Source organism: Streptomyces sp. NPDC033845, from assembly GCF_055576225.1.
Genome location: NZ_JBVIRI010000009.1, coordinates 226,605 through 251,686, shown reverse-complemented (window position 1 = coordinate 251,686; position 25,082 = coordinate 226,605). Strand labels below are relative to the sequence as shown.

Below are 25,082 nucleotides of genomic sequence, written 5' to 3'. Positions count from 1 at the left end.
ACCGGCCCTCCGGAGCGCTTCACCCCGTCACCTGATGGGGTGAAGCGCTCCGGTACACCAGTCCGGAATCAGTCCGCCCGCACATCCTTGGGGCACGCGGCCACTGCGCCTGCGGACAAGGAGAGTTCGGTGGACAAGCACGATGGTCCCGATGCCGGAACGATCCGGCTCGACGACCCCTGGTACGACGCGCTGGCCGCCGGCTGGGGCGAAGGCGCCGACGAGGGTGCCGCGCCGACCGGGGCCGGACGGCCGGAGGAGGTTCCGGGAGGTGCGGCCGGCGGGGCCGGGCGGGCCCCGGACGCGGCCGCGATCTATCTGGAGGTCCAGCGCAGCGCCGTCTTCCAGGAGGTGCGCCGCCGCTACCGCCGCTTCGTCGTCCCCGCGACCCTCGCCTTCCTGCTCTGGTACCTCGCCTACGTGATCACCGCCACCATGGCGCCCGGGCTGATGGCCCGACCGGTGCTGGGCGCCGTCAACGTGGCCATGCTGGCCGGGATCGGCCAGTTCCTCAGCACCTTCCTGCTGACCTGGGCCTACGCCCGGCACGCCCGGCTCCGGCGGGACCGGGCGGCGCTGGAGCTGCGCTGGACCGTGTTCGACCACGAGCGCACCCGGGGAGCCGGCCGATGACCACCGAGCACCAGACCCTCGCGCTGGTCCTGTTCAGCGCCTTCATCGCGGTCACCCTCGGCATCACCACCTGGGTGAGCCGCAACCGGCACGGATCGGCGGAGGAGTTCTATGTCGGCGGGCGACTGTTCTCCCCGCTGGAGAACGGTTTCGCCATCGCGGGGGACTACATGTCCGCCGCCTCCTTCCTCGGCATCTCCGGACTGATCGCCCTCTTCGGCTACGACGGCATGCTCTACTCGGTCGGCTTCCTGGTCGCCTGGCTGGTGGTGCTGTTCCTGGTGGCCGAGCTGGTCCGCAACTGCGGGCGCTTCACCCTCGCCGACGTGGTCGCCGCCCGGATGGCCGAACGCCCGGTGCGCATCGCCGCCGGGGTCTCCTCGGTCACCGTCTCCGTGCTCTACCTGGTCGCCCAGATGGTCGGCGCGGGCAGCCTGGTCGGACTGCTGCTGGGCAGCAGCGGCACCGCGGCCCGGACCCTCACCGTGGTCGGGGTCGGCGCCCTGATGGTGATCTACGTGACCTTCGGCGGGATGCGGGCCACCACCTGGATCCAGATCGTCAAGGCCGTGCTGCTGATGGGCGGCGCGATCATGCTGACCGTACTGGTGCTGCTCCGGTTCCACGGGGACTTCAACCAGCTGCTGTCCACCGCCGCCGACCGCAGCGGCCACGGCTCCGACTTCCTGGGCCCGGGACTGCGCTACGGCGGGGACTGGACCTCACGGTTCGACTTCGTCAGCCTCGGTCTCGCCCTGGTCCTCGGCACCGCCGGGCTGCCGCACATCCTGTCCCGGTTCTACACGGTGCCCACCGCGCGGGCCGCCCGGCGCTCGGTGGTCTGGGCCATCGGCCTGATCGGCGGCTTCTACCTGATGACCATCGTGCTGGGCTTCGGCGCGGCCGCCCTGGTCGGCCCGGACGCCGTCCGGGAGTCCAACGCCTCGGGGAACACCGCGGTCCCGCTGCTCGCCGCCTTCCTGGGCGGCGGGGCGGACACCACCGGCGGAGCCGTGCTCTTCGCCGTGGTCGCGGCCATCGCCTTCGCCACCATCCTCGCGGTGGTCGCCGGGATCACCCTGGCCTCCTCGGCCTCGGTGGCCCACGACCTGTACGCCTCGCTGCGGCGCCGGCACGCCCGGCAGCGCAGCGAGGTGGCGGTGGCCCGTACGGCGGCCGTGGGGATCGGGGCGGTGGCGATCGCCCTCGGGCTGGTGGCCCAGAACCTGAACGTGGCCTTCCTGGTGGGCCTGGCCTTCGCGGTGGCCGCCTCCGCCAATCTGCCGGTGCTGCTGTACTCGCTGTTCTGGCGCGGGTTCACCACCCGCGGCGCCGTCTGGTCCGTCTACGGCGGGCTGGTTCCGGCGGTGCTGCTGGTGCTGTTCTCACCGGTGGTGTCCGGCGGCCCGGACGCCCTGATCCCGGGCGCGGACTTCGTGCTGTTCCCGCTGCAGAACCCCGGGATCGTCTCCATCCCGCTGGGCTTCCTGGCCGGCTGGCTGGGCACGGTGACCTCCGGGCAGCCGGCCGACGAGGCCAAGCACGCCGAGACCGAGGTCCGGTCGCTGACCGGGGCCGGGGCCGTCTGAGGGCTCAGGGCCCCGGTGCGGCCGGGAGCCAGGCGTAGCGGTGTTCCGGCCGGCCGGTCTCCCCGTAGCGCAGGGTCAGCCGGACCCGGCCGGCCCGGTCCAGGAGCTTCAGATAGCGCTGGGCGGTCTGCCGGCTGATCCCGGCGAGGTCGGCGACCTCCTGGGTGGAGAGCGGGCCCCCGGCGGCCCGCAGCACCTGGCGGACCAGGTCCGCCGTGGTGGGGGAGTGGCCCTTGGGGAGGTCCGGCGGGCCGGCGGCGCCGGCCAGCGCACCGAAGATCCGGTCGACCTCGGCCTGTTCGGCCTCGCCGCCGCAGTCGAGGGTGCGGCGCAGGGCGCCGTAGGCCTCCAGCTTGGCCCGCAGGCCGCCGAAGCTGAACGGTTTCACCAGGTACTGGAGGGCTCCCAGCCGCATGGCGGACTGGACGGTGGCCAGGTCCCGGGCGGCCGTCACCATGATCACGTCGGTCTGACGGCCGAGCTGCCGGAGGCGCCGGACCAGGTCGAGACCGGTTCCGTCCGGCAGGTAGTGGTCCAGCAGGACCAGGTCCACCGGGTGCCGGCCGGCTTCCAGGAACTCCAGGGCACCGGCGGCGGAATGGGCCTGCGACACGACGGTGAACCCGGGAACCTTCGCCACGTACGCCGCGTTGATCCGGGCAACACGCATGTCGTCGTCGACGACCAATACGTGGATCGTCCCCTCCGGTACCGCGCTCATCGCAGGGCCTCCGGGAGCACGACGGAGAACTCCGCCCCTCCGTCCGCTGCTTCACCGGCCAGCGCGGTGCCGCCCTGCCGCTCCGCCAGCCGGCGGACCAGGGCCAGCCCGAGCCCGCGCTCACGGTGGGCGCGCGGCCGCTTGGTGGACCAGCCCTCGGTGAAGATCTCCTCGCGCCGGGCGGCCGGGACTCCGGGACCGCTGTCGCGCACCCGCAGCACGGCGGTACGCCCCTCGGCGCGCAGTTCCACCTCGACCAGGGCGCCGACCGAGCCCGTCGAGGCGTCCAGCGCGTTGTCCACCAGGTTGCCGAGGATGGTGACCAGACCGCCCGGGTCCACCAGCCGGTCGGGGAGCAGGGTGGCGGGGGCCAGCCGCAGGGTCACCCCGCGCTCGGCGGCGACCGTGGCCTTGCCCACCAGCAGGGCGGCGAGCAGCGGATCCCGGACCTGCCCGGTGATCCGTTCGGCGGTGCTGCGGTGCGCCCCGGCCACCTCGGTGACGAACTCCACCGCCTCCTCGTGCAGGCCGAGCTCCATCAGGCCGAGGAGGGTGTGCAGCCGGTTGGCGTGCTCGTGGTCCTGGGCGCGCAGGGCGTCGATCAGGCCCCGGGTGGAGTCGAGTTCACGGCCGAGGTGCTCCAGTTCGGTGCGGTCGCGGAGGGTGGCGACGGCGCCGCCGTCCTGGGTGGCCATCCGGTTGGCCACCAGCACCCGGGGGCCCTGGACGGTCAGCAGGTCGTGTCCGGTGATCCGGCCGGACAGGACCTCGGCGGTGCGGCCGGCGCCCAGGACCTCTTCCAGAGGCCGGCCGGACAGGCTGCCGGGGGACCGGTCCGGGTCCAGGCCGAGGAGCCGGGCGGCCTCGTCGTTGACGAGCCTGATCCGGCCGTCGGGGTCGAGGGCGACCACGCCCTCGCGGATGGAGTGCAGCATGGCCTCGCGCTCGGCGAGCAGTCCCGCGATATCGGAGAAGGCCAGGTCGCGGGTCTGCCGGTGGATCCTGCGCGAGATCAGCCAGGCGGCGAGCGCGCCAACGGCGAGGGCTCCGCCGGCGTAGGCGAGGAGGCCGGGGACGGCGCCGAGCAGCCGGTCGCGGACGCTGTCGTAGGCGATGCCGACGGAGACGGCGCCGACGAGTTCCCCTTCGGCGGAGATCAGGGGCACCTTGCCCCGGGCCGAGCGGCCCAGGGTGCCCTCGTCGATCTCCATCACCTCGTGCCCCGCCAGCACCTCGGCGGGGTCCGTGGAGACCGGCAGTCCGATCCGGTCGGGGGCCGGGTGGGAGCGGCGGATCCCGTTCCGGTCGAGGACGACCACGTACTCGGCTCCGGTGGCCCGGCGGATCCGCTCGGCGGCGGCCTGCACCGGGCTGTCCGCCGAGGCCGGGCCGGACAGCAGGCCGGCGGCGACAGCGGGGTCGGCGGCGGTGCTCTGGGCGATGGCGAGGGCGCGGCGCATCGCCTGGTCGTCGAGCTGGGCGCTGAGCGGGGCCAGGAACAGTCCGGTGGCCAGCACGGCGACCCCGGCGGCGATGGCCAGCTGGGTCAGCAGGATCTGGGAGACCGCCCGCCGGGGGAGCCGCAGGGCGCGCCGGGTGTTCATGACCGGAAACCGTACGGTGCCCGCGGCGGGAAGGGAACCGCAGCTTCCGCGACCTCCGGGGCTGGCGGGGTCAGGGGAGGGGCTGGGGCGGGCGGGGGCCGGTGTAGTGGCCGGTGGGGCGCATCCGGAGGGGGCGCTCCTGGTACTCCTCCAGGGCGTGGGCGATCCAGCCTGCGGTCCGGGCCACCGCGAAGACCGTCTCGCCGGCCTCGGCGGGCATCCCGCAGGCCACGGTCAGTACGGCGAGCGCGAGGTCCACGTTGGCGTGGAGTCCGCGGCCCTGCCGGGCCGTCACCGCGACCACGTCACGTGCGGCGGCCAGGGCCGGGGCGGCCCCGTCCAGGACCGCCAGCCGGCCGAAGAGGGCGGTGGCGCGCGGGTCCTCCCCGGAGTAGAGCCGGTGGCCGAGTCCGGGGATCCGGCGGCCGGCCCGCAGGTGGTCCGCCACCACCGGGGCCGCCCCGTCCTGCTCCAGCACCTCGCGGAGCATCCGGTGGGCCAGCCGGCCGGCGGCGCCGTGCAGCGGCCCCTCTAGCGCTCCGAGGCCGGCGGAGACGGCCGCGTACGGGTGGGCGCGGGCCGAGGCGGCCACCCGCACCGCCAGTGTGGAGGCGGCCAGGTCGTGGTCGACCAGCAGTCCGAGGGCGAGGTCGAGGACCGCGACGGCCGCCGGATTGGCCGGTCTGCCGGTGAGCCGGGGCCACAGGCGCGCGGCCAGTCGCTCCTCCCGGCCCTGTTCCGGACTGCCGGTGCCCGGCGCGGTGGGGGCGTCCGGGTGGTGGGGCAGGGCCTCGACCAGGGTGGGGATCAGGGCGCGGGCCGAGCCGAGGACGGACTCGGGGGAGAGGTCGTAGCGCAGCGGGTCGGCGACCGCGGCGGCGGCGGTGGCCACCCGCAGCCGGTCCACCGGCCCGCTGTGCCCGGGCAGGGCGGCCACCGCCCGGTGGGCGGCGGCCAGCAGTTCCGGCGGGGCGGTGAAGCGGGTGCCGCTCGGGGGGAGGCCGGTCCACAGCCATTCGGCGACGTCCTCGTAGCCGTGGCGGTCGGCCAGTTCCACGGCGTCCACCCCGCGGAAGTAGTAGCGGCCGGGCTCGATCAGGGTCAGCGCAGTCCGCACCGCGAGCTCGCCGGTGCCGGACGGGCCGGCTGCCTCCCGCCGGTTGCGCCGGGCCAGTTCGGCGACCTCGGCGGCATCCAGGGTGGAGCCGCGCCCGGCCGCGTCGCGGCGGCTGCTGAGCCGGCCGCGGCTGATGTACGCGTACACCGTCGCGGGCTTCACGCCGAGGAGTTCCGCGGCCTCGCGGGTGGTGAGCCGATCGTCCATGACTCCACCTTATCCACATTGATTGGATCAACATTGACAGTGATTGAGTCAAGGGTGGATCGTCGACACATGAACACAACCGTCGAAGTGCCCCGCGGACTCGCGGGTGTGGTGGTGACCGACACCGAACTCGGGGACGTCCGGGGCCGGGAGGGCTTCTACCACTACCGGCAGTACTCCGCCGTGGAGCTCGCCACCCACCGCTCCTTCGAGGACGTCTGGCACCTGATGTTCCTCGGCACCCTGCCCACCCCGACTGAACGGGCCGCCTTCACCGCACGGGTGGCCCCGCTGCGCCGGCTCCCCGCCGAGGTCGCCGACGCACTGCCCGCCCTGGCCGGGGCCACCGCCCTCTCCGGCCCCCTCGCCGGACTGCGCACCGCGCTCTCGCTGCTCGGCGCCTCGGCGGGCTTCCGCCCGCTCTACGACCTCGCCCCCGAGCGCCGGGCCGCCGACGCGCTCGCCGCCTGCGCCGCCGTCCCCACCCTGCTCACCGCACTGCACCGGCTCGGCCGGGGGCTGGAGCCGGTCCCCCCGCGCGAGGACCTGCCGTACGCCGCCAACTACCTCCACATGCTCACCGGCGAGGAGCCCGACCCGGTCCGGGCCCGGGCCGTGGAGCGCTATCTGATCTCCACCGTCGACCACGGATTCAACGCCTCCACCTTCACCGCCCGGGTCATCGCCTCCACCGGCGCCGACATGGCGGCCTGCCTCACCGGCGCCGTCGGGGCGCTCTCCGGCCCGCTGCACGGCGGGGCCCCCAGTCGCGCCCTGGACACCCTGGACGCCATCGGCACCCCCGACCGGATCGACGGCTGGATCCGGCAGCGGGTGCTGGCCGGCGAGCGGATCATGGGTTTCGGTCACCCCGTCTACCGCACCGAGGACCCCCGGTCCCGGATGCTGCGCGGGATCGCCCAGCAGCTCGGCGGTCCGCTCGTCGAGTTCGCCGTCCAGGTCGAGGAGCAGGTGGAGGCGATCCTCGCCGAGCTCAAACCGGGCCGTGAGCTGCACACCAACGTGGAGTTCTACGCCGGGGTGGTCATGGAGCTGTGCGGGCTGCCGCGCGAGATGTTCACCCCGACCTTCTGCGCGGCACGGGTGGTCGGCTGGAGCGCGAACATCCTGGAGCAGGCCGCTGACAGCAAGATCATCCGACCGGCCGCCCGCTATACCGGCCCTACCCCGCCACAGCCCCTGCCCGCCATATCCTGACCGCCCGCCGGGCTGGCTACGATCGACCGGGTGAACAGCAGGCAGCCCATCCCCGTCGTCGTCCTCGCCGGATTCCTCGGATCCGGCAAGACCACCCTCCTCAACCATCTGCTGAAGAGCAGCCGGGGGACCCGCATCGGAGTGGTGGTCAACGACTTCGGCTCGATCGAGATCGACGCCATGAAGGTCGCCGGCCAGGTCGGGGACTCGATGGTCTCGCTCGGCGGTGGCTGTCTGTGCTGCGCGGTGGACGGCAGCGAGCTCGACTCCTACCTGGAACGGCTGGCCCGTCCGGCCAACCGCATCGACGTCATCGTCATCGAGGCGAGCGGACTGGCCGAACCGGAGGAGATGGTCCGGATGCTGGTGGCCGGGGAGAACCCCGCCGTCCGGTACGGCGGCCTGGTGCAGCTGGTGGACGCCGCGGAGTTCGACGCCACCCGGGCCCGGCACCCGGAGACCGACCGGCATCTCGCCGTCGCCGACCTGGTGGTGGTGAACAAGGCCGACCGGACCGACGCGGCGGGACTGGCCCGGGTCACCGAGACGGTCTCCGCACTCGCACCGGGCACCCCGCTGGTCACCGCCGACCACGGCCGCATCGACCCCGAACTCCTCTTCGACCGCCGACCGTGGAAGGAGACCCGGGGACAGCTCTCCTTCGAGGACCTCCTCGCCGAGGAGGAGGACGACCCGCACAGCCACCCGCAGCACCCGGAAAACCCGAACCACGCAGGGCACACGCACACCGCCTACGAGAGCCTGGCCTTCACCGCCGAGCAGGCCCTCAGCCCGCGCCGTCTGATCGACTTCCTCGACCGGCGGCCGCCCGGCCTCTACCGCATCAAGGGCCAGGTGTACTTCGGGGTCCCGGGCCACCAGGAGAAGTACGAGATCCATGCCGTCGGCCGGTTCCTCCGGTTCGCCCCGCAGCCCTGGGGGCGGGACGAACCCCGGGTGTCCCGGTTCGTGCTGATCGGCTCCGGCATCGACACGGGGGAGCTGGAGAAGGGGCTCCAGGCCTGCCGGGAACCCGAGCCGGAGCGCACCGACCCGTCCGCGATGTGGGGCGTCCTGCGGTACACGGACCGGACGGAGTCCGAAGGGACGGCCGCAGCGACGAGCGGGGAGGCGGACGGGGAGGAGCCGCCGCCCTACTCCACCTCCACGCCGTAGTCCCGCAGCAGGGCGGCCAGACCGGTCCGGTAGCCCTTGCCGCCGAGCACGAACTCCCAGTCACCGTTGGCCCGCCGTCGGAAGGAGCCCAGGACCAGCGCGGTCTCACCGGCCCGCCCGTCGGACACCTCCAGCCGGCCGAGCTCGCCGCCGTCCGCGTCCAGCAGCCGGATGTGGGCCTCGCTGAAACCGGCCAGGTCGGCGGCGGTCCCGGCCTCCGGATCCACCGCGGCGACCAGCACCAGCCGGTCGGCCTCGGCCGGCAGCGCCTCGAAGGCCACCTCCAGGGCGGCCCGGTCGGGGGCCGGGCGCTCCCGGGTCCGCACCGAACCGTTCGGGTTCCGGGGGTTGTTGAAGAACACGAACTGCTCCTCGTCGAGGACCCGGCCGCCGGCGCACACCAGGGCGCACACGTCCAGGACCACCGCACCGGACCAGTTCATGCCCAGCACATTGAACTCGGCCTCCGGCTCCGGGGGTTCCGGCTCCCGTCGCTGCGCCGGGACACCGCCGGCGGCGGGCGCGGCCGCAGACCCGGCCGCGGGTGCGGGCGCGGGGTCCGTGGGCGGGGCCGGGCGGGGCTGGGCCGAGCGGTCCCCGAGCCGGCCGCGCAGCCCGTGCCGGTGCAGCAGGTCCACCAGCTCGGGGCCGGAGACCAGTTCCAGCGGCTTGTTCTCGGCGAAGGAGTGGGAACCGGGGCCGAAGGAGGAGGTGGTCACCAGCACGCCCTTGTTGGCCCCGGCGTCCTGGACGGTCCCGTACAGGTCCCGGACGGCGGTCGGGGGCACGGTGTTGCGGTACCGCTTGACCTGCACCACGATCCGGCCGCCGCGGATCGGCGCGGGATCCACGGCCTCCACGTCCACCCCGCCGTCACCGGACCGGCGGGTGGTCACGGCGTCCATGCCCATCGCCCGGAACAGCTGGGCCACCAGGTCCTCGAAGGCCAGCGGGTCCATCGCGTACAGATCGGGCTCGGGTTCCCGGCCGGCCGTCCGGGGGTCCGGCGGTCCGGCCGTCGGGCCCGGATCCGGAGGGGTGGCCGTGCCGGCGGCCCGCGCCGCGGGCAGGGCCGGTACCGGGGTGCGCTGGTCGGGGCGGGCGGACAGCCGGCCCCCCAGCTCGCCGGTCAGGCACTCCACCGCGCTCACCTGCTCCAGCCGCAGCCGGGAGAGCTCCTCCCGGGTGCCCGTCACGGCGGCCAGGCAGATCCGGGTCCGGTGCCCGGTGGCCGGGTCGTGGCCGTCCAGACAGGCGTTGACGGTGACCAACCGCAGCAGGCCGTGCTCGTCCAGCGCGTACGCCTGCTGGAGGACCAGCAGGGCGCACTGGGCGACGAGGTCGCGGTAGAGCGTCCGGCGCTGGGTGACCGGCCGGGCCGTCTCCTTGATCTGGTCGGTCCCCGGGGCGTACCGGAAGGCCCGGACGGCCGGGACCACGTCGAACCCGGGGAGCTCCCAGTCCAGCACCAGCTCGCGTGCCACCGGGTCGTACTCCGCCCGCGCCTGCCGGGGCAGCCCGTCCGGCCAGGCCGGGGAGCCGCCGAGGGCGGCGCCGAAGTGGGCGGCCACGGCGCCTGGGTCCCCGGAGGCCGCCAGTTCCGCCCGGCGGGCCAGCGCCGCGTTGTGCGAGCGGGCCCCGGTGATCAGTTCGGCGGCCCAGCGGTCGTAGTCCGCGCGGAGTTCGGTCAGTTGCCGCCGCCGCTCGGTCTCGGCGGCGTGGGCGGCCTGCCAGGCGGCGGAGTAGCGGGCGTGCGCCTCGCGTTCCAGGCGGGACCGCCGGTCCGCCGTCAGCGCCCAGCCGGAGCGGCCCTGGAAGTCCGCGAGCCGGGGCATCGGGACGGGGTGTGCCAGATGGCCGGGGTCGAAGGGCTCCACCCGCTCGGGCAGCGGCTGTTCGCCGGAGCTCCGGGGCGGGACCCGGCAGCCGGTGGCCAGCAGTCCCGTCAGTGCCTCGACCCGGGCCTCCGCGTCCGCCGTGAGCCGGTCGGCCTCGGCGGCCCGGTCGCGCCGGTGGGCGGCCTCCCGCTCGCGCGCCGCCCGGGCCGCCTCCCGTTCGAAGGCGCGCTGCTGCACGGCCGCCTGCCGCAGGTACGACTGCTGGGCGCGCTGTGCCGCGGCCCGGTTCCGGGCCGGTCCGTCCGTATGCCGACTCACCGTGAAAATCCCCCCACCAGGCGACATCGGATCAACCTTAGTCGCCCGGTGGGGGCTGATCACCCGGCCGGATCACCCGACCGGATCACCCGCCAGGATCACCCCGTGGCGGGGCTCAGAGCGCCGCTCCGGCCACCACGGCCACCTGCTGGGTGAGCGGGGTGCCCGAGCCGTCCCGTCGGGGGTCCGGCTCCGGCAGCTCCACCGGGGTGCCGTTGGCGCTCGCCCCGCGCGCCGGAGCCGCGCCCGCCCAGGCCAGGGTCAGCAGGTCCTCGCCCTTCAGGAACCGCTGGCAGCGGACACCGCCGGTGGCCCGGCCCTTGCGCGGGTACTGGTCGAACGGGGTGAGCTTGGCGGTGGCCACCGAGTCGTCCAGGGTGCCGTGCGAGCCGGCCACGCTGAACACGAAGGCCTCCGCGGCCGGGTCCACCGCCGAGAAGTGGATCACCTTGGCGGTGCCGTTGAGCTTGATGCCCGCCATGCCGCCGGCCGGCCGGCCCTGCGGCCGGACCTGCCCCGCCGGGTAGCGGAGCAGCTGGGCGTCGTCGGTGATGAAGACCAGGTCCTCCTCGCCGGTGCGGAGTTCCACCGCGCCGACGATCCGGTCACCGTCCTTGAGGGTGATGACCTCCAGCTCCTCCTTGTTGGCGGGATAGTCGGGGACCACCCGCTTGACCACGCCCTGTTCGGTGCCCAGTGCCAGGCCCTGGGAGTTCGCCTCGTCCAGCGAGATCAGGCAGACGACCTTCTCGTCCGGTTCCAGCGCGGACAGGAACTCGCCGATCGGGGCCCCGCCCGCCAGGTTCGGCGCGGCGGCGGTGTCCGGGAGCTGCGGCAGGTCGATCACCGACAGCCGCAGCAGCCGGCCGGCCGAGGTGACCGCGCCGACCTCGGCGCGGGCGGTGGCCGCGACCTGGGAGACGATCAGGTCGTGCCTGGTCCGCCGGCCCTCGTCCGCGGGCAGCGGGTCCGCCGTGACCGTGCGGGCGAGCAGGCCGGTGGAGGAGAGCAGCACCCGGCACGGGTCGTCCGCGACCTCCAGCGGGACCGCGGCCGGGGCGGTGCCCGCCGACTCCAGCAGCACCGTCCGCCGCTCGGTGCCGAACTTCTTCGCCACCGCCGCCAGTTCGCCGGAGACCAGCTTGCGCAGCTCCGCGTCGGAGTCCAGGATCCCGGTCAGCTCGTCGATCTCGCCGGTGAGGCGGTCGCGCTCCGACTCCAGCTCGATCCGGTCGAAGCGGGTGAGCCGCCGCAGCGGGGTGTCCAGGATGTACTGGGTCTGGATCTCGCTCAGTGAGAAGCGCTCGATCAGGCGCTCCTTGGCCTGCGCGGAGTTGTCGCTCTCCCGGATCAGCGCGATGACCTCGTCGATGTCGAGCAGCGCCACCAGCAGGCCCTCGACCAGGTGCAGCCGGTCCCGGCGCTTGCCGCGGCGGAACTCGCTGCGCCGCCGGACGACCTGGAAGCGGTGGTCCAGATAGACCTCCAGCAGCTCCTTCAGGCCCAGGGTCAGGGGCTGTCCGTCGACCAGGGCCACGTTGTTGATGCCGAAGGACTCCTCCATCGGCGTCAGCTTGTAGAGCTGCTCCAGCACGGCCTCCGGGTGGAAGCCGTTCTTGATCTCGATGACCAGCCGCAGGCCGTGCGAGCGGTCGGTGAGGTCCTTGACGTCCGCGATGCCCTGGAGCTTCTTGGAGCCGACCAGGTCCTTGATCTTCGCGATGACCTTCTCCGGGCCGACCGAGAAGGGGAGCTCGGTGACGACCAGGCCCTTGCGGCGGGCGGTCACGTTCTCCACCGCCACGGTGGCGCGGATCTTGAAGGTGCCGCGGCCGTTCTCGTACGCGTCCTTGATGCCGGCCAGGCCGACGATCCGGCCGCCGGTGGGCAGGTCCGGACCCGGCACGAAGCGCATCAGCGCCTCCAGGTCGGCCTGCGGGTACCGGATCAGGTGCCGGGCGGCGGCGATGACCTCGCCCAGGTTGTGCGGGGGCATGTTGGTGGCCATGCCGACCGCGATCCCGGAGGCGCCGTTGACCAGCAGGTTGGGGTAGGCGGCGGGCAGCGCGACCGGTTCCCGTTCCTGGCCGTCGTAGTTGGCGGTGAAATCGACGGTGTCCTCGTCGATCGACTCCGTCATCAGCGAGGTGGCGTCGGCCATCTTGCACTCGGTGTAGCGCATCGCGGCGGGCGGGTCGTCGTTGCCGAGCGAGCCGAAGTTGCCGTGGCCGTCGACCAGCGGCAGCCGCATGGAGAACGGCTGGGCCATGCGCACCAGGGCGTCGTAGATGGAGGCGTCGCCGTGCGGGTGCAGCTTGCCCATCACCTCGCCGACCACGCGGGCGCACTTGACGTATCCGCGGTCGGGGCGCAGGCCCATCTCGTTCATCTGGTAGACGATCCGGCGGTGGACCGGCTTCATGCCGTCCCGCGCGTCCGGCAGGGCCCGGGAGTAGATCACCGAGTACGCGTACTCGAGGAAGGAGCCCTGCATTTCGTCGACGACGTCGATGTCGAGGATCTTCTCCTCGAAATCCTCCGGCGGCGGGGTCTTCGTGCTGCGGCGGGCCATCGCTGCGGCGCTCCTTATCCAAGTGGACCGGGCTGATCGGGGTGACCGGGTCGGGGCGGGGACGGGCTGGTGGGGCTTCGGGACGGGCTGGGTCTGTCGCGGACCATTGTGGCCCGACGCTCCGACAACGCCGACTCCGACCCAGGAGTGACCCGGGAACTTATCCGGGGGACGGCGCGCTTGCATACAGTGACAGGTCTGACAGAAATCCCAGCATCGCGATCGAAGGGACCACATGCCCATGGGTCACACGGCCACCGAGCAGACCGCCCCCGGCGGCCTGACAGCGACCGAGCACCGGCTGGCCAACGGCCTGCGCGTGGTGCTCTCCGAGGACCACCTGACCCCGGTCGCCGCGGTCTGCCTGTGGTACGACGTCGGTTCGCGCCACGAAGTCAAGGGGCGTACCGGTCTGGCTCACCTCTTCGAGCACCTGATGTTCCAGGGCTCCGCGAGCGTTCCGGGCAACGGGCACTTCGAGCTGATCCAGGGGGCCGGCGGCTCCCTCAACGGCACCACCAGCTTCGAGCGCACCAACTACTTCGAGACGATGCCCACCCACCAGGTGGAGCTGGCGCTGTGGCTGGAGGCGGACCGGATGGGCTCGCTGCTGGCCGCCCTGGACGAGGAGTCCATGGAGAACCAGCGCGACGTGGTCAAGAACGAGCGCCGCCAGCGGTACGACAACGTGCCCTACGGCACCGCCTTCGAGCGGCTGACCGCGCTGGCCTACCCGGAGGGCCACCCGTACCACCACACCCCGATCGGTTCGATGGCCGATCTGGACGCGGCCTCCCTGGAGGACGCCCGGGCGTTCTTCCGGACGTACTACGCGCCCAACAACGCGGTGCTCTCGGTGGTCGGCGACATCGACCCGGAGCAGACCCTGGCCTGGGTGGAGAAGTACTTCGGCAGCATCCCCGGGCACGACGGCAAGCAGCCGCCCCGGGACGGCTCGCTGCCCGAGACCATCGGCGCCGAGCTCCGCGAGGAGATCGTCGAGGAGGTCCCGGCCCGCGCGCTGATGGCCGCCTACCGGCTGCCGCAGGACGGCACCCGCGAGTGCGACGCGGCCGATGTCGCCCTCACCATCCTGGGCGGCGGGGAGTCCTCCCGGCTGCACAACCGCCTGGTACGCCGGGACCAGACGGCCGTGGCCGCCGGTTTCGGAATGCTGCGGCTGGCCGGCGCGCCCTCGATGGGCTGGCTGGACGTCAAGACCTCCGGCGGGGTCGAGGTCCCGGCCATCGAGTCGGCGGTGGACGAGGAGCTGGCCCGGTTCGCGGCCGAGGGTCCGACCGCGGAGGAGATGGAGCGGGCCCAGGCCCAGCTGGAGCGCGAATGGCTGGACCGGCTGGGCACGGTGGCCGGCCGGGCCGACGAACTGTGCCGGTTCGCGGTGCTGTTCGGCGACCCGCAGCTGGCGCTGACCGCCGTCGGCCGGGTGCTGGACATCACCGCCGAGGAGGTGCAGGCCGTGGCCGCCGCCCGGCTGCGTCCCGACAACCGGGCGGTGCTGGTCTACGAGCCGCTGGCCGGGTCCGCCGACGGGGACGACGAGAACGACGAGAACGAGGGGGCGGAGCAGTGAGCGACACCGCAGCCGTGACCATGACCTTCCATCCGCAGCCGCAGGCCGGCGAGGCCCGTCCGTGGGCCTTCCCGGCGCCCGAGCGGGGTGCCCTGGACAACGGCCTGACGGTGCTGCGCTGCCACCGGCCGGGCCAGCAGGTGGTGGCGGTGGAGGTCGTCCTCGAAGCCCCGCTGGACGCCGAGCCGGCCGGTCTGGACGGGGTGGCCACCATCATGGCGCGGGCCCTGTCGGAGGGCACCGACAAGCACTCCGCCGAGGAGTTCGCGGCCGCCCTGGAGCGCTGCGGGGCCACCCTGGTCGCGCACGCCGACCACCCCGGGGTGCGGGTCTCCCTGGAGGTGCCGGTCTCCCGGCTGCCCAAGGGGCTGGCGCTGCTCGCCGAGGCGCTGCGGGCCCCGGCCTTCGCCGACGAGGAGGTGGACCGGCTGGTCCGCAACCGCCTCGACGAGATCCCGCACGAGCTGGCCAACCCGCAGCGGCGGGGCGCCATGCAGCTCTCCAAGGAGCTGTTCCCGCCGCGGCTGCGGATGTCCCGGCCGCGCCAGGGCACCGCGGAGACCGTGGCCCGGATCGACTCCGCGGCCGTCCGCGCCTTCTACGAGGCGCACGTCCGCCCGGCCACCGCCACCGCGGTGATCGTGGGCGACTACCCGGCCGCCGAGCTGGACGACGTGCTGGCCGAGACCCTGGGCGGCTGGACCGGCGGTACCGCCGAGCGCCTCCCGGCCACCCCGGTCACCGCCGACGACACCGGCCGGGTGGTCATCGTGGACCGGCCCGGAGCGGTCCAGACCCAGCTGCTGATCGGCCGGATCGGACCGGACCGGCACGACCGGGTCTGGGCGGCCCAGGTGCTCGGGACGTACTGCCTGGGCGGCACCCTGACCTCCCGTCTGGACAAGGTGCTGCGCGAGGAGAAGGGCTACACCTACGGGGTGCGGGCCTTCGGCCAGGTGCTCCGCTCCACCGCCCCGACCGCCCCGGAGGGCGCCACCGGGGCGTCCATGCTGGCGATCAGCGGGTCGGTGGACACCCCCAACACCGGTCCGGCGCTGGAGGACCTGTGGAAGGTGCTCCGGACGCTGGCGGAGGGCGGACTGACCGACGCCGAACGGGATGTGGCGGTGCAGAACCTGGTGGGCGTGGCCCCGCTCAAGTTCGAGACCGCGGCCTCCGTCGCGGGCACCCTGGCCGACCAGGTGGAGCAGCAGCTGCCGGACGACTACCAGGCCCGGTTGTACGCGCGGCTGGCGGAAACCGGCACGGTGGAGGCGACTTCGGCCGTGGTCAGCGCGTTCCCGGCGGACCGGCTGGTCACCGTCCTGGTGGGCGACGCGGCGCAGATCGAGGCCCCGGTGCGGGCCTTGGGCATCGGAGAGGTGACGGTGGTCGCCAACTGACCTGCGGGCGGCGCCCGGAGGAGGTCTGACCCCAGGGGCCCCGGTGGTTCATCCACCGGGGCCCCTTTTGCTCTTGATGCCCGATTGGCTGGAGTGGTGCCCGGTATGCGGTGTGGCGTACGCAACAAAATCCCGTGTCCGTTTGGTGATCTACCGATCATCCGCCTAGCGTCGGTCCCGCTGTCCGTCAGCTGTAACCGCCGCACCCGCGGCACCGGACAGCGATCGCCGAGTCCCCGTCAGGCGCGAGCCTGGGGAGCCGGGGACCCACATGAGTCCCTGGGGTGAATCGGGCCGCCTCGCAAGAGGGGGACCGTAGGAGACCTTCCTGCTCCGAACCCGTCAGCTAACCCGGTAGGCGAGAGGGAAGGAAAGGATCAGCCCCTTCATGGCGTTTGGCAGTCGTGCCGCCGGCTCCGGCAAGCACCGTGGTACCAGCCGTCTGAGCAAGAAGAGCGCCGGCATAGCCGGTATAGCCGCCCTCGCCACCACGGGCGTCGTCGGCTCCTTCGCCGCTCCGGCCTTCGCCGCGGACAACGACCACGTGAACCTGGACACCGGCCTCAACGCCGTTGTCGTCGCCGATGACCTGGCGGGCGAGATCGAGGCCCAGGCCGAGGCCCAGCAGCACGCCGCCGAGGCCGCCGCCGCGAAGGCGCAGGCCGAGGCCGAGGCGAAGCAGCGGGCCGCCGAGGCCAAGCGCATCGCCGAGGTCAAGGCGAAGGCCGAGCGCGAGGCCAAGGAGCGCGCCGCCCGCGAGGCCGAGCGCAAGCGCCTGAACACCTTCGTCTCCCCGCTGGCGAACTCCTACGTCTCGACCCAGTACGGGGCGGGCGGCAGCATGTGGTCCTCCGGCACCCACACCGGCATCGACTTCCACGCCGACTCCGGCACCGTGGTCCGCTCCGTGGGCCTCGGCACGGTCGTCGAGGCGGGCTGGGGCGGCGCCTACGGCAACAACGTGGTGATCAAGCACGCCGACGGCACCTACACCCAGTACGGGCACATGCTGAAGCTGTCCGTCTCGGTGGGCCAGCAGGTCGAGCCCGGCCAGCAGATCGGCCTCTCCGGCAACAGCGGCAACTCCAGCGGCGCGCACCTCCACTTCGAGGCCCGCACCGGCGCGGACTACGGTGACGACATCAACCCGATCACCTACCTCCGCTCGCACGGGGTCCGCGTCTGACGCACCGCCCCGCCCAGCACCTCCGAACAGGCCCCGGCTCATCGAGCCGGGGCCTGTTTCTTTTGCCTTCCGTCGCCGCCCGGAAATAATCGTGTGCTGCAATGGGGTCGAGACAATGACGCCAGCATTAACCGGAGGTCCGGTCTTGCGTATTCCTGCGCACGCGGTGTGTACGGCAATCCGCGACGATATCGTCACCGGAGTCTACGAGCCCGGTGGCAGACTCACCGAGGAAGTGCTCGCCCGCCGGTACGGGGTCTCCCGGGTCCCGGTCCGCGAGGCGCTGCGCACCCTGGAGTCGGAGGGGTTCGTCACCACCCGGCGGCACGCGGGCGCCTGTGTGGCCGAACCCACCGCGCAGGAGGCGGCCGATCTGCTGGAGCTGCGGACCCTGCTGGAGCCGCTGGCGGCGGCCCGGGCGGCCCGGCGCCGCGGCGACGCCCACCTCAAGGTGCTCCGCGGGCTGGTCCGGCTGGGCCAGGAGCGGGCCAGACAGGGCCAGGGGGAGGATCTGCGCTCGCTGGGCGGCTGGTTTCACGAGACCCTGGCCCAGGCCTCCGCGAGCCCCGGTCTGATCGCCCTGCTGACCCAGCTGCGGCACAAGGTGGCCTGGATGTACGCGGTGCCGGTGCCGGTGCGGCCGGTGGAGTGCTGGACGGAGCACGGGGCGATCGTGGACGCGATCACCCGGGGGGACGCCGAGCGGGCCCGGGCGCTGACGGCGGCGCACGCCGAGCGGGCGGCCGACGCCCACCGGGTCCGGGTGTGGCCGGTGAGGACCTCGCAACCTGCCGTAAACATGCCGAGCGGCCGCCATTAACAGGGCCCGTATACAAAGGGAGCCCCGGCCGCGGCCGGGAATTCACTGCTGCCCGGAATTCGATGGCGGGCTGAATCCGTGTGCTGGATCCGCCTGCCGGAATTCCGTGTGTGTATTTCCGGCCGGGCGACCCGGGAAAAGCGGAGGAGCCGCGGCCCCGGTGTTCCGGGTGCCGCGGCTCCTCGCCGAGCTCGTGGCCGGGCGGACCCGGCGGGTGGGCTCAGACGGTCTCGGGAAGCTCGTCCAGGCCCTTCTCGACCAGCTGGGCCAGGCGGTCGAGCGCGGCCTCCGCGCCCTCGGCCTCGGAGGCGAGGATGATCTCCTCGCCGCCCTGGGCGCCCAGGCCCAGCACGGCGAGCATGGAACCGGCGTTGACGGGGTTGCCGTCCACCTTCGAGATGGTCACCGGGACGCCGGAAGCGGTCGCCGCACGGACGAAGATCGAGGCGGGACGAGCGTGCAGGCCCTCGGCCCAGCCGACGTTGACGCGGCGCTCTGCCATGGTGATGCCCTTCAGGTTCTGACGGTTGTCTAGACCAGTCTCTCACGGCACCCGGAATGCTCCGACCGACCTTCGGCCCGGATCCACCGCCGTTGGACCTTCCCCAGCTTGCACCGTTTTGCCCGGGGCTGCCTAACGCGCCGCGCGAGGGTCCTCCCGCCCGTTCGCGCCGTAGGATCAGGCCATGACGACCGCGTCGGACCCCTCGTACCCGGCCCACTGGGAAGCGGACGTCGTGCTGCGCGACGGCGGCACCGCCCGTATCCGGCCCATCACCACCGAGGACGCCGACCGGCTGGTCAGCTTCTACGAGCAGGTCTCGGACGAGTCGAAGTACTACCGCTTCTTCGCCCCCTACCCCCGGCTGTCCGCCCGCGACGTGCACCGCTTCACCCACCACGACTACGTGGACCGGGTCGGCCTCGCCGCCACCGTGGGCGGGGAGTTCATCGCCACCGTCCGCTACGACCGCACCGGCCCCGACGGCCGGCCCGCCTCCGGCGACGCCGACCAGGCCGAGGTCGCCTTCCTGGTCCAGGACGCCCACCAGGGCCGGGGGGTGGCCTCCGCCCTCCTCGAACACATCGGCGCGGTCGCCCGGGAGCGGGGCATCCGCCGCTTCGTCGCCGAGGTGCTCCCCGCCAACAACAAGATGATCAAAGTCTTCAAGGACGTCGGCTACCAGCAGAGCCGCACCTTCGAGGACGGCACCGTCCACCTGACCCTCCAGCTGGAACCCACCGCCGAGTCCCTGGCCGTCCAGCGCGCCCGCGAGCAGCGCGCCGAGGCCCGCTCCGTGCAGCGCCTGCTCGCCCCCGGATCGGTGGCGGTGATCGGAGTGAGCCGGTCCGGCGCCGGGATCGGCGCCGCCGTGCTGCGCAACCTCCGCGACAGCGGGTTCCGCGGACACCTCTACGCGGTGAACGACGCCCTCGCCACCGGCATCGGCGGCGACCTGCTCGACGGGGTCCGGGCCTACCGCGACCTCGCCGCCATCGGCGCCCCGGTGGACCTGGCCGTGCTCGCCGTCCCCGCCGAGCGGGTCCCCGAGGCCGTCACCGCCTGCGGGGAACACGGGGTGCAGGGCCTGGTGGTGCTGTCCGCCGGATACGGCGAGAGCGGCCCCGAGGGCCTGGAGCGGCAGCGCGAACTGCTCCGCCAGGCCCGCTCGTACGGGATGCGGATCATCGGCCCCAACGCCTACGGGGTCATCAACACCGCGCCCGGGATCAGCCTGAACGCCTCCCTCACCCCGGCCCCCGCACCCGCCCGCGGCCGGATCGGCCTGTTCACCCAGTCCGGGGCCATCGGGATCGCCCTGCTGTCCGGGCTGCTGCGGCGCGGCGAGGGGCTCTCCTCGTTCGTCTCGGCCGGCAACCGGGCGGACGTCTCGGGCAACGACATCCTCCAGTACTGGTACGAGGACCCCGACACCGACGTGGCCCTGATGTACCTGGAAACCCTGGGCAACCCGCGCAAGTTCACCCGGCTCGCCCGCCGCACCTCCGCCGTGAAGCCGGTGGTGGTCGCCAAGGGCGGCCGGCACACCGGCGTCACCCCGGCCGGACACGCCGTCCCCGGCACCCGGCTGCCCGACGCCACCGTCTCGGCGCTGCTCCGCCAGGCCGGGGTGATCCGGGTGGACACCGTCACCGAACTGGTCGACGCCGGCCTGCTGCTGGCCTCCCAGCCGCTGCCGGCCGGACCGCGGGTGGCGATCCTGGGCAACTCGGAGTCCCTGGGCGTGATCACCTACGACGCCTGCGTCTGGGAGGGCCTGCGCCCCGAGCCGCCGCTGGACCTGACCACCGGGGCCACCGTGGCCGACTTCCGGACCGCGCTGGCCGAGGCCCTCGCCTCGCCCGCCCACGACGCCGTGGTGGTCACCGCGATCCCCGCGGTCGGCGAACCCGAGCTCGCGGACGAGCTGGCGGACGCCCTGCGCGCGGCCGCCGCCGCGGTGCCCGGCAAGCCGGTCCTGGTGGTCCATGTGGAACTCGCCGAGCTCGCCGAGGCCCTCTCCGCGATCCGCCCGGCCCCCGCCACCGACCCGACCCCGGCACCGACACCGACACCCGCACCCGCATCTGAAGCGACACCCGCACCCGCGCCCGAAGCGGCACCCGCCCCCGACCCGGCCCCGGCGGCCGACCCGGCCCCCGTGCCGCGGATCCCCGCCTACCCCGCCGCCGAGCGGGCCGTCCGCGCCCTCGGGCACTCCGTCCGGTACGCCGCCTGGCGCCGGGAGGACGCCGAGGCCGGCCGGATCCCCGAGTACGAGGACATCGACGAGACCGGGGCCGCCGCCCAGCTCGCCGCCCTGCTGGCCCCGGTCGCCGGACCGCACCCGGTCACCCTGGAGGACTCCGACGCCCGCGAGCTGCTGGCCCGCTACGGGATCCGGGTGCCGCCCACCCTCCCCGCCCCGACCCCCGACGCGGCCGCCGAGGGAGCCCGCCGGCTCGGCTACCCGGTCGCCCTGAAGACCACCGCCCCGCATCTGCGGCACCGCGCCGACCTCGGCGGCGTACGCCTGGACATCACCGGCGAGGCCGAGCTGCGCCGCGCCTACCAGGAGCTGACCGGGACCCTGGGCAAGGCCGCGGAACTGCTGCCCGTCGTGCAGTCCATGGTTCCGCGCGGGGTGGACACCGTGATCCGCTCGGTGATCGACCCGGCCGCCGGAGCCGTCCTCTCCTTCGGGCTCGCCGGGGTCCCCTCCGAGCTGCTCGGGGACACCGCCCACCGGCTGGTACCGGCCACCGCCCGGGACGCGGCCGCGCTGATCCGGACCATCCGCGCGGCCCCGCTGCTGTTCGGCTGGCGCGGCAGCGACCCCGTGGACACCCCCGCGCTGGAGGAACTGCTGCTCAGGCTGTCCCGACTGGTCGACGACCACCCCGAGGTGGTCGGGGTCGCCCTGGAGCCGGTGGTGGTCGCCACCGAGGGGCTGTCCGTGCTCAGCGCCTCCGTCCGGATCGCCCACCCGCCGGCCCGCACCGACCTCGGCCCCCGCACCCTGCCCAGCTACTGAGCGTCGCACGGCGAGGCCGGGGGAGTCCGGACGGGCCTTAGGATGGACCTCATGGCGAAATCCGGTACGACGACCCAGGGGCTGCGCGCGGCGATCGAGCGCAGCGGCTACTACCCGGCCCTCGTGGCCGAGGCCGTGGAGGCCGCGGTGGGCGGCGAGCCGATCTCGTCGTACCTGGTCCACCAGGAGACCACCTTCGACTCCAACGAGGTCCGCCGGCACGTCACCGTCCTGGTGCTCACCGGCAACCGGTTCATCGTCAGCCACACCGACGAGCAGGCCGCCGACGCCGGCTCCCCCTCCCCGTACGCGACCACCTCGACCGAGTCGGTCAAGCTGTCCGGCATCTCCTCGGTGGTGCTCAGCCGGGTCGTCGCCAACCCGGAGTCCTACACCCCCGGCACCCTGCCCCGCGAGGTGGTCCTCACCATCGGCTGGGGCGCCGTCTCCCGGATCGACCTGGAGCCGGCCGCCTGCGGCGACCCGAACTGCGACTCCGACCACGGCTACACCGGCAACTCCACCGCCGACGACCTGAGCCTGCGGGTCAGCGAGGCCGGCGACGGCCCCGAGGCCGTCCGCCAGACCCTCGCCTTCGCCCAGGCGCTCAGCGAGGCGACCGCGGCCACCGCCGCCGGGGCGGGCGCACCGGGATCCGCCCGCTGATGACGTACTCGCCCGCGCAGGACTGGCAGGACCCGGAACCGCTGGACCTCGGCGGCGCCCCCGTCCCGGAGTACGGCCGCGGTTCGCTGGCCGACCTGCTGCCCACCCTGGCGGCCGGCCAGGGGGTCCCGGGGCTGGAGGCCACCCTCGCGGAGCTCACCCCGGCCGACCGGAACTGCGTGTTCCTGATCGACGGGCTGGGCTGGGAGCAGATCCGCTCGCACCCCGAGTGGGCGCCCTATCTGACCTCCCTGCTGGCCACCTCGCGCGGGGGCACCGGCCGGCCCATCACTTCCGGGTTCCCCGCCACCACCGCCACCTCGCTGGCCTCGGTGGGCACCGGTCTGCCGCCGGCCCGGCACGGCCTTCCCGGATACGCCGTCCGCAACCCCGCCGGCGGCGAGCTGATGAACCAGCTCCGCTGGCAGCCGTGGACCGATCCGAAGGCCTGGCAGCCGTACCCCACGGTCTTCCAGCTGGCCGACGCGGCCGGCGTGGCCACCGCCCAGGTGTCCTCCCCGGCCTTCCAGACCACCCCGCTCACCAAGATCGCGCTCAGCGGGGGCAGCTTCCTCGGCCGGATGACCGGTGAGGAGCGGATGGACCTGGCGGCCGAACGGCTGGCCGCCGGCGACCGCTCGCTGGTCTACACGTACTACAGCGAGCTCGACGGGGCCGGCCACCGGCACGGTGTGGACTCCGACGCCTGGCGCGGCCAGCTGATGCACGTGGACCGCCTCGTCCAGCGGCTCGCCGAACAGCTCCCGCCGCGCACCGCGCTCTACGTCACCGCCGACCACGGCATGGTGGACATCCCGTTCGACGAGGACTCCCGGATCGACTTCGACGAGGACTGGGAACTCGGCGCCGGGGTCGCCCTGCTGGGCGGCGAGGGCCGGGCCCGGCACGTGTACGCGGTGCCCGGCGCGGAGGCCGACGTGCTCACTGTCTGGCGCGAGGTGCTCGGCGACCGGTTCTGGATCGCGAGCCGTGAAGAGGCCCTGGACCGGGGTTGGTTCGGGGCGCCCGGGGAATGCGACGAGCGGGTGCGCGGCCGGATCGGCGATGTGATCGCCGCCGCCCACGCGGATGTGGCCATCACCGCCTCCGTCAACGAGCCCAACGAGTCGGCGCTGGTCGGCATGCACGGCTCGATGACCCCCGCCGAGCAGCTCGTCCCGCTGCTCGAAGTCCGCTCCTGACCCCGCGCCCGCCGCCCCGCCCTTCCCGTACACCCCGCCCGACCGCCGAAAGGTCCGTACTTCCCATGCCCGAGCTGGTGTTCTTCTCCGGAACGATGGACTGCGGAAAGAGCACGCTGGCGCTCCAGATCGCGCACAACCGCGATGCGCGGGGCCTGGTGGGCGTGATCTTCACCCGTGACGACCGGGCGGGCGCGGGCAAGCTGTCCTCCCGGCTGGGGCTGGTCACCGAGGCGATCGAGGCGCCCGAGGGCATGGACCTCTACGCCTATCTGGTCGCCCAGCTCTCCCAGGGCGGCAAGGCCGACTACGTGATCGTGGACGAGGCCCAGTTCCTGGCCCCGGCCCAGATCGACCAGCTGGCCCGGATCGTGGACGACCTGGACATGGACGTCTTCGCCTTCGGGATCACCACGGACTTCCGCACCAAACTGTTCCCCGGCTCCCAGCGCCTGATCGAACTCGCCGACCGGCTGGAACAGCTCCAGGTCGAGGCCCTGTGCTGGTGCGGCGCCCGGGCCACCCACAACGCCCGCACGGTGGGCGGGGAGATGGTGGTGGAGGGCGAACAGGTGGTCGTCGGCGATGTGAACCGCCCCGCGGAGGAGATCGGCTACGAGGTCCTCTGCCGCCGCCACCACCGCAAGCGCATGACCTCCGCCGCCGCCCACGCGAGCACCCTCTCCCCGGACGTCCTCCCCGTCAACCACTCCTGACCGGGCGGCCCATGAGGGCCGGGGTCAGGGGGCGGGCTGGACCACGGTGAAGATCGCGCCCTCCGGGTCGGTGACGGTGGCGAGGCGGCCCAGGGCGCCCTCGCGGGGGCCACGCAGCAGCTGGCCGCCGAGTTCCACGGCCTGCGCGGCGGCCAGGTCCACGTCCGACACCTCGAAGTAGGCCATCCAGTGCGCGCCGCGGTCGTGCGGCAGGGACCGGCCCACCCCGTGCACCGAGGCCACCGGCCGGCCGGCCAGGTGCAGGGTCAGATAGTCGAAGTCGGCGGAGACCACGGCCTCCGGCTCGTGTCCGAACACGTTCTGGTAGAACTTGCCGACGCTCAGGGTGTCCCGGGTGACCAGCTCGTTCCAGACCGGGGTGCCGTGCACCCCGGACAGCCGGGTGCCCAGGTGCAGGCCGGCCTGCCAGATGCCGAAGACGGCGCCCGCCGGGTCCGAGCAGATGGCCGTGCGGCCCGCGCCGCCGGCGTCCAGCGGGCCGACCGCGACCGTGCCGCCGCAGTGCCGGATCGCCTCGGCCGTCTCGTCGGCGTCGTCGGTGGCCAGATAGGTGGTCCAGGCGACCGGGAGGTTGCGGTCCGGGGGGAGCTGGCCGATGCCGGCGACCTCCTTGCCGTCCAGCAGGGCCCGGACGTAGGGGCCGAGGGCCTCGGGGCCCGGGGCGTACTCCCAGCCGAACAGGGCGCTGTAGAAGTCCTCGGTGGTCCCGAGGCCGTGCACCATCAGGCTGACCCAGCACGGTGTGCCGGGGGCGCGCCGTGTCACTGCCTCGGTCATCGCCGAATCTCCTTCACCGTCTTCGTGCGTCCGCCGGTCGCCGTCCGTCCGCTGCCGACCGCAGCTGATGTTTTCACTCCCCGGGCCGCGGCGCGCCCCGGCCGCGCCGCATTTCCGGTGCCCCGGAGGAGATGACCGAATCCCTGCGGGAGGCGGGTGTCGGCCTTGTTA

At 73.6% G+C, this 25,082-nt stretch carries 19 protein-coding genes and 1 riboswitch; of the genes, 12 read left to right on the top strand and 7 right to left on the bottom strand.

Annotated elements, in window-relative coordinates; genetic code table 11:
• Window positions 1–129: 129 nt before the first annotated feature.
• Window positions 130–633, top strand: a complete 504-nt coding sequence (locus tag ACZ50K_RS21200) for a DUF485 domain-containing protein (protein WP_468905178.1) — start codon at window positions 130–132, stop codon at window positions 631–633.
• Window positions 630–2,222, top strand: coding sequence for a solute symporter family protein (locus tag ACZ50K_RS21195; RefSeq protein ID WP_468905176.1), 1,593 nt, complete (start codon window positions 630–632; stop codon window positions 2,220–2,222). Before ACZ50K_RS21200 ends, ACZ50K_RS21195 begins: the two co-directional genes overlap by 4 nt.
• 4 nt (window positions 2,223–2,226) lie before the next feature.
• Here the strand turns inward: ACZ50K_RS21195 and ACZ50K_RS21190 are convergent, their stop codons facing one another.
• From ACZ50K_RS21190 to ACZ50K_RS21180, 3 genes are all read right to left on the bottom strand, one after another.
• Window positions 2,227–2,943 carry a response regulator gene (locus ACZ50K_RS21190; RefSeq protein ID WP_468905173.1) on the bottom strand — a complete coding sequence of 239 codons (717 nt, stop codon included), beginning with the start codon at window positions 2,941–2,943 and terminating at the stop codon, window positions 2,227–2,229.
• Window positions 2,940–4,547 (bottom strand): ATP-binding protein, encoded by a 1,608-nt coding sequence (locus tag ACZ50K_RS21185; protein ID WP_468905170.1) that lies wholly within the window; start codon window positions 4,545–4,547, stop codon window positions 2,940–2,942. Before ACZ50K_RS21185 ends, ACZ50K_RS21190 begins: the two co-directional genes overlap by 4 nt.
• A 70-nt stretch (window positions 4,548–4,617) precedes the next feature.
• On the bottom strand, window positions 4,618–5,871 hold the full coding sequence (locus ACZ50K_RS21180; protein ID WP_468905168.1) for a citrate synthase: 1,254 nt from the start codon (window positions 5,869–5,871) through the stop codon (window positions 4,618–4,620).
• A gap of 69 nt (window positions 5,872–5,940) precedes the next feature.
• Between ACZ50K_RS21180 and ACZ50K_RS21175 the strand changes: the two genes are divergently transcribed.
• Both ACZ50K_RS21175 and ACZ50K_RS21170 read left to right on the top strand, forming a co-directional pair.
• Window positions 5,941–7,089, top strand: coding sequence for a citrate synthase (locus tag ACZ50K_RS21175; protein ID WP_468905166.1), 1,149 nt, complete (start codon window positions 5,941–5,943; stop codon window positions 7,087–7,089).
• Between the two features lie 30 nt (window positions 7,090–7,119).
• A complete protein-coding gene (locus ACZ50K_RS21170) occupies window positions 7,120–8,265 on the top strand; it encodes a CobW family GTP-binding protein (protein ID WP_468905163.1) in 1,146 nt (381 codons plus the stop codon).
• Here the strand turns inward: ACZ50K_RS21170 and ACZ50K_RS21165 are convergent.
• Window positions 8,244–10,421 carry a restriction endonuclease gene (locus ACZ50K_RS21165; RefSeq protein WP_468905160.1) on the bottom strand — a complete coding sequence of 726 codons (2,178 nt, stop codon included), beginning with the start codon at window positions 10,419–10,421 and terminating at the stop codon, window positions 8,244–8,246. The two genes, ACZ50K_RS21170 and ACZ50K_RS21165, sit on opposite strands and share 22 nt — an antisense overlap.
• A gap of 115 nt (window positions 10,422–10,536) precedes the next feature.
• On the bottom strand, window positions 10,537–12,993 hold the full coding sequence (locus ACZ50K_RS21160) for a DNA gyrase/topoisomerase IV subunit A (RefSeq protein ID WP_468905158.1): 2,457 nt from the start codon (window positions 12,991–12,993) through the stop codon (window positions 10,537–10,539).
• Between the two features lie 235 nt (window positions 12,994–13,228).
• On the opposite strand from ACZ50K_RS21160, the gene ACZ50K_RS21155 reads away from it, so the two are divergent.
• From ACZ50K_RS21155 to ACZ50K_RS21140, 4 genes are all read left to right on the top strand, one after another.
• Complete coding sequence (locus ACZ50K_RS21155) at window positions 13,229–14,584, top strand: M16 family metallopeptidase (protein ID WP_468905156.1); 1,356 nt, start codon at window positions 13,229–13,231, stop codon at window positions 14,582–14,584.
• A gap of 20 nt (window positions 14,585–14,604) precedes the next feature.
• Window positions 14,605–15,987, top strand: a complete 1,383-nt coding sequence (locus ACZ50K_RS21150; RefSeq protein ID WP_468905380.1) for a M16 family metallopeptidase — start codon at window positions 14,605–14,607, stop codon at window positions 15,985–15,987.
• A 216-nt stretch (window positions 15,988–16,203) separates the two neighbouring features.
• Window positions 16,204–16,363, top strand: a riboswitch (cyclic di-AMP (ydaO/yuaA leader).
• Between the two features lie 12 nt (window positions 16,364–16,375).
• Window positions 16,376–17,173, top strand: a complete 798-nt coding sequence (locus ACZ50K_RS21145; protein WP_468905153.1) for a M23 family metallopeptidase — start codon at window positions 16,376–16,378, stop codon at window positions 17,171–17,173.
• 145 nt (window positions 17,174–17,318) lie between these two features.
• Window positions 17,319–17,993 carry a GntR family transcriptional regulator gene (locus ACZ50K_RS21140; RefSeq protein WP_468905150.1) on the top strand — a complete coding sequence of 225 codons (675 nt, stop codon included), beginning with the start codon at window positions 17,319–17,321 and terminating at the stop codon, window positions 17,991–17,993.
• A gap of 220 nt (window positions 17,994–18,213) precedes the next feature.
• On the opposite strand, the gene ACZ50K_RS21135 is transcribed toward ACZ50K_RS21140, so the two are convergent.
• Window positions 18,214–18,495, bottom strand: coding sequence for an HPr family phosphocarrier protein (locus ACZ50K_RS21135; RefSeq protein WP_468905147.1), 282 nt, complete (start codon window positions 18,493–18,495; stop codon window positions 18,214–18,216).
• 184 nt (window positions 18,496–18,679) lie between these two features.
• Between ACZ50K_RS21135 and ACZ50K_RS21130 the strand changes: the two genes are divergently transcribed.
• From ACZ50K_RS21130 to ACZ50K_RS21115, 4 genes are all read left to right on the top strand, one after another.
• Entirely contained in the window at window positions 18,680–21,529 is a 2,850-nt protein-coding gene (locus ACZ50K_RS21130; RefSeq protein WP_468905144.1) for a bifunctional acetate--CoA ligase family protein/GNAT family N-acetyltransferase, read from the top strand.
• A gap of 51 nt (window positions 21,530–21,580) precedes the next feature.
• Complete coding sequence (locus ACZ50K_RS21125) at window positions 21,581–22,195, top strand: DUF5998 family protein (RefSeq protein ID WP_468905141.1); 615 nt, start codon at window positions 21,581–21,583, stop codon at window positions 22,193–22,195.
• On the top strand, window positions 22,195–23,397 hold the full coding sequence (locus tag ACZ50K_RS21120; RefSeq protein WP_468905138.1) for an alkaline phosphatase family protein: 1,203 nt from the start codon (window positions 22,195–22,197) through the stop codon (window positions 23,395–23,397). Before ACZ50K_RS21125 ends, ACZ50K_RS21120 begins: the two co-directional genes overlap by 1 nt.
• 65 nt (window positions 23,398–23,462) lie before the next feature.
• Window positions 23,463–24,113, top strand: coding sequence for a thymidine kinase (locus tag ACZ50K_RS21115; RefSeq protein WP_468905136.1), 651 nt, complete (start codon window positions 23,463–23,465; stop codon window positions 24,111–24,113).
• Window positions 24,114–24,137: 24 nt separating this feature from the next.
• Here ACZ50K_RS21115 and ACZ50K_RS21110 read toward each other — a convergent pair whose 3' ends face one another.
• Window positions 24,138–24,911: a VOC family protein gene (locus tag ACZ50K_RS21110; RefSeq protein ID WP_468905134.1), complete on the bottom strand. Its 774-nt coding sequence runs from the start codon at window positions 24,909–24,911 to the stop codon at window positions 24,138–24,140.
• Between the last annotated feature and the right edge of the window lie 171 nt (window positions 24,912–25,082).

Excerpts from the sequence above, each read along its gene's own strand:
- ACZ50K_RS21180 (WP_468905168.1), bottom strand. The coding sequence starts at position 5,871 with ATGGACGATCGGCTCACCACCCGCGAGGCCGCGGAACTCCTCGGCGTG.
- ACZ50K_RS21185 (WP_468905170.1), bottom strand. The coding sequence starts at position 4,547 with ATGAACACCCGGCGCGCCCTGCGGCTCCCCCGGCGGGCGGTCTCCCAG.
- ACZ50K_RS21115 (WP_468905136.1), top strand. The coding sequence starts at position 23,463 with ATGCCCGAGCTGGTGTTCTTCTCCGGAACGATGGACTGCGGAAAGAGC.
- ACZ50K_RS21145 (WP_468905153.1), top strand. The coding sequence starts at position 16,376 with ATGGCGTTTGGCAGTCGTGCCGCCGGCTCCGGCAAGCACCGTGGTACC.
- ACZ50K_RS21195 (WP_468905176.1), top strand. The coding sequence starts at position 630 with ATGACCACCGAGCACCAGACCCTCGCGCTGGTCCTGTTCAGCGCCTTC.
- ACZ50K_RS21135 (WP_468905147.1), bottom strand. The coding sequence starts at position 18,495 with ATGGCAGAGCGCCGCGTCAACGTCGGCTGGGCCGAGGGCCTGCACGCT.
- ACZ50K_RS21150 (WP_468905380.1), top strand. The coding sequence starts at position 14,605 with ATGACCTTCCATCCGCAGCCGCAGGCCGGCGAGGCCCGTCCGTGGGCC.
- ACZ50K_RS21130 (WP_468905144.1), top strand. The coding sequence starts at position 18,680 with ATGACGACCGCGTCGGACCCCTCGTACCCGGCCCACTGGGAAGCGGAC.
- ACZ50K_RS21175 (WP_468905166.1), top strand. The coding sequence starts at position 5,941 with ATGAACACAACCGTCGAAGTGCCCCGCGGACTCGCGGGTGTGGTGGTG.
- ACZ50K_RS21120 (WP_468905138.1), top strand. The coding sequence starts at position 22,195 with ATGACGTACTCGCCCGCGCAGGACTGGCAGGACCCGGAACCGCTGGAC.
- ACZ50K_RS21125 (WP_468905141.1), top strand. The coding sequence starts at position 21,581 with ATGGCGAAATCCGGTACGACGACCCAGGGGCTGCGCGCGGCGATCGAG.
- ACZ50K_RS21110 (WP_468905134.1), bottom strand. The coding sequence starts at position 24,911 with ATGACCGAGGCAGTGACACGGCGCGCCCCCGGCACACCGTGCTGGGTC.
- ACZ50K_RS21190 (WP_468905173.1), bottom strand. The coding sequence starts at position 2,943 with ATGAGCGCGGTACCGGAGGGGACGATCCACGTATTGGTCGTCGACGAC.
- ACZ50K_RS21155 (WP_468905156.1), top strand. The coding sequence starts at position 13,229 with ATGCCCATGGGTCACACGGCCACCGAGCAGACCGCCCCCGGCGGCCTG.
- ACZ50K_RS21160 (WP_468905158.1), bottom strand. The coding sequence starts at position 12,993 with ATGGCCCGCCGCAGCACGAAGACCCCGCCGCCGGAGGATTTCGAGGAG.